The organism is Campylobacter concisus (assembly GCF_902460625.1).
In the GTDB taxonomy this organism is placed as follows: Bacteria; Campylobacterota; Campylobacteria; order Campylobacterales; family Campylobacteraceae; genus Campylobacter_A; species Campylobacter_A concisus_AD.
In genome coordinates this window covers 12,841-14,688 of the sequence record NZ_CABPUT010000011.1, presented here as the reverse complement: position 1 = coordinate 14,688, position 1,848 = coordinate 12,841, and the positions used below count along the sequence as shown (strand labels likewise).

Genomic DNA, 1,848 nt, shown 5'->3' with positions numbered 1-1,848 from the left:
ATGAGACTTCAATATAGTATAAATGAAATAATATCAGCCATCAAAAATGCCAAAATTGTTGATCTTACAAATTTAAAATTTGGCGATGAAGAATTATCTGATTGGGAACATTTAAACTATCTTGGCAGAAAAAGATATAGTGAGTTTTTGGTTGAACTTTATCTTAACGGTGGACTTTAATTTCTTACTTCAACCCAAAGACTTTTATATTAAAAGTAGTATGGATTTTATCCTTTTCGCCTTTCATGACGATAGGAAATTCAGTCTTTACGATACTGTCATAGCTGCTAAGTGCATCTAAAAAGTCATAAAATTTTTGCGGTGTCCTTAGAGAGCTAGTTACATTTAGGCGAAATCTGAAAAATTTCTCACTAGCGTTATTATCACTTTCTTCTATTTTACTAAGGCTTACTTCACTGAAAAATTTAGAGGCAAATTCTATAAATTTATCTTTATCAAATTTAGTCTCAAAAGCTGAAATGATAGCTCCATCTTTTTGTTTGGTTGCTTCAAGGGCTTTAAATTTAGCTTCAAATTCATTTTTTACTTTTGTATAAGATGAGGTTTGTGAATAATTTTGTCTAGTTAGGCTTTTAAATTCTTTTATATTAGGCACGATAAAACCAAATATCATAATAAAGCAAACTACGATAAAAGCAAATATAAAAAGTAAAAGCTTGACAGGATCTATTTTTTCTAAGCTCGTATCTTTTTTACTCATTATATCCCTCAGAATTATCAATTTTATTTGTACTTATAAAACCATACCAGCCGTTTTTACTTTGATAAAAGCTAGTATTAGAAGTCGTAAAAATAGATCTTAAAGGTGAAGCTAGAAGCTGATTAAATACATCTTTTGTCGGCGTTATACCACGAATGATTAGTGAGTTTTTATCCATAAAAACCTCTTCGAGCGTTATGCTGTCAGGCACTAGGTCAAAAAGATTATGCAAGCTTTGCTTGAGAATAGAATTTGATGTTAAGATATCATTTGCAGATTCTATTTGTACGGCTAATTTAGCTGAAATTTCATCTGTTGTGACTATTTTTTGACTAAGTTCTTTTTGCTCATTTGATAAAAAATTTATATTTTTTTCAATTGAATAGTTTTTGTAAAGTATAAAGAAATTTGTTGCCAAAAGAGCTACAAACACAAAGCTTATAAGGCTTAGCCAAATTTTGCTAAAGATAGATATAAGTGGTCTTGGTTCCGGAGCAATAAAGCTAAATCTCATAATATTATCTCTTCTTGCATGATTTCATTCATAATATGATTTGTATTCACTGGATACACAGAAGTCTCCACTAAAAGCTCAGATTGCAGATATTGTAAAAAAGTTGCACTTGTTTTTGTGTTTTCAAAAACAATTATTTGTTCAATAAAATCGCCGCCGTAGAGAGGATTTTCGTAAAATTCTTTTACAGCCTTTACGATGTAATCAAACATCTTCATGTCATACCCAAAAATAGCAACCGATTTTTCTACATTTGTAGAAGCCGGCATGTTTAGTTCATAATTTAGGTCTTCAAATTCTTTTGGTTTATCATCACTTAAAAAATCATCTAAACTTTTAAAATCATCAAGTGATGTTGCGTCATTTTCTTCTTTAATGATTAAGTTGTCAATATCTGTTATATCTTCTTCTTTTAGGCTTTCAGCTTCCTGGTTGGTTTCTTCAACGCCAGACATATTTAAAAAAGTAGATAATTTCATTTGCTTATCTTTAAAGATCGCAAGTGTAAACGAATGTGCATGGATATAAAGATAAAGTGTAGTTTTTGGAGAAATTCCGCGTTTTAAAAGCTCGTGAAAGAGTAGGGCAATAGGTGAGTAGATGAGATCCACGC

General features: G+C 30.5%; 4 protein-coding genes. 1 reads left to right on the top strand and 3 read right to left on the bottom strand.

The window, feature by feature from the left end:
• On the top strand, positions 1 to 180 hold a 180-nt coding region (locus tag F3G69_RS08480; protein ID WP_149714985.1), incomplete at its 5' end, for a hypothetical protein.
• A gap of 4 nt (positions 181 to 184) precedes the next feature.
• On the opposite strand, the gene F3G69_RS08475 is transcribed toward F3G69_RS08480, so the two are convergent.
• The 3 genes from F3G69_RS08475 to F3G69_RS09330 all read right to left on the bottom strand — a co-directional run.
• Positions 185 to 721, bottom strand: a complete 537-nt coding sequence (locus F3G69_RS08475; protein ID WP_087580004.1) for a hypothetical protein — start codon at positions 719 to 721, stop codon at positions 185 to 187.
• Positions 714 to 1,235, bottom strand: coding sequence for a PilN family protein (locus F3G69_RS08470; protein WP_149714984.1), 522 nt, complete (start codon positions 1,233 to 1,235; stop codon positions 714 to 716). The genes F3G69_RS08475 and F3G69_RS08470 overlap by 8 nt, the downstream gene beginning before the upstream one ends.
• The coding region (locus F3G69_RS09330; protein ID WP_508610273.1) for a DUF8341 domain-containing protein at positions 1,232 to 1,848 on the bottom strand (617 nt) is incomplete at its 5' end. The genes F3G69_RS09330 and F3G69_RS08470, both read right to left, overlap by 4 nt.

Bases quoted from the DNA above. Each gene is read 5' to 3' on its own strand.
- F3G69_RS08475 (WP_087580004.1), bottom strand. From the start codon at position 721: ATGAGTAAAAAAGATACGAGCTTAGAAAAAATAGATCCTGTCAAGCTT.
- F3G69_RS08470 (WP_149714984.1), bottom strand. From the start codon at position 1,235: ATGAGATTTAGCTTTATTGCTCCGGAACCAAGACCACTTATATCTATC.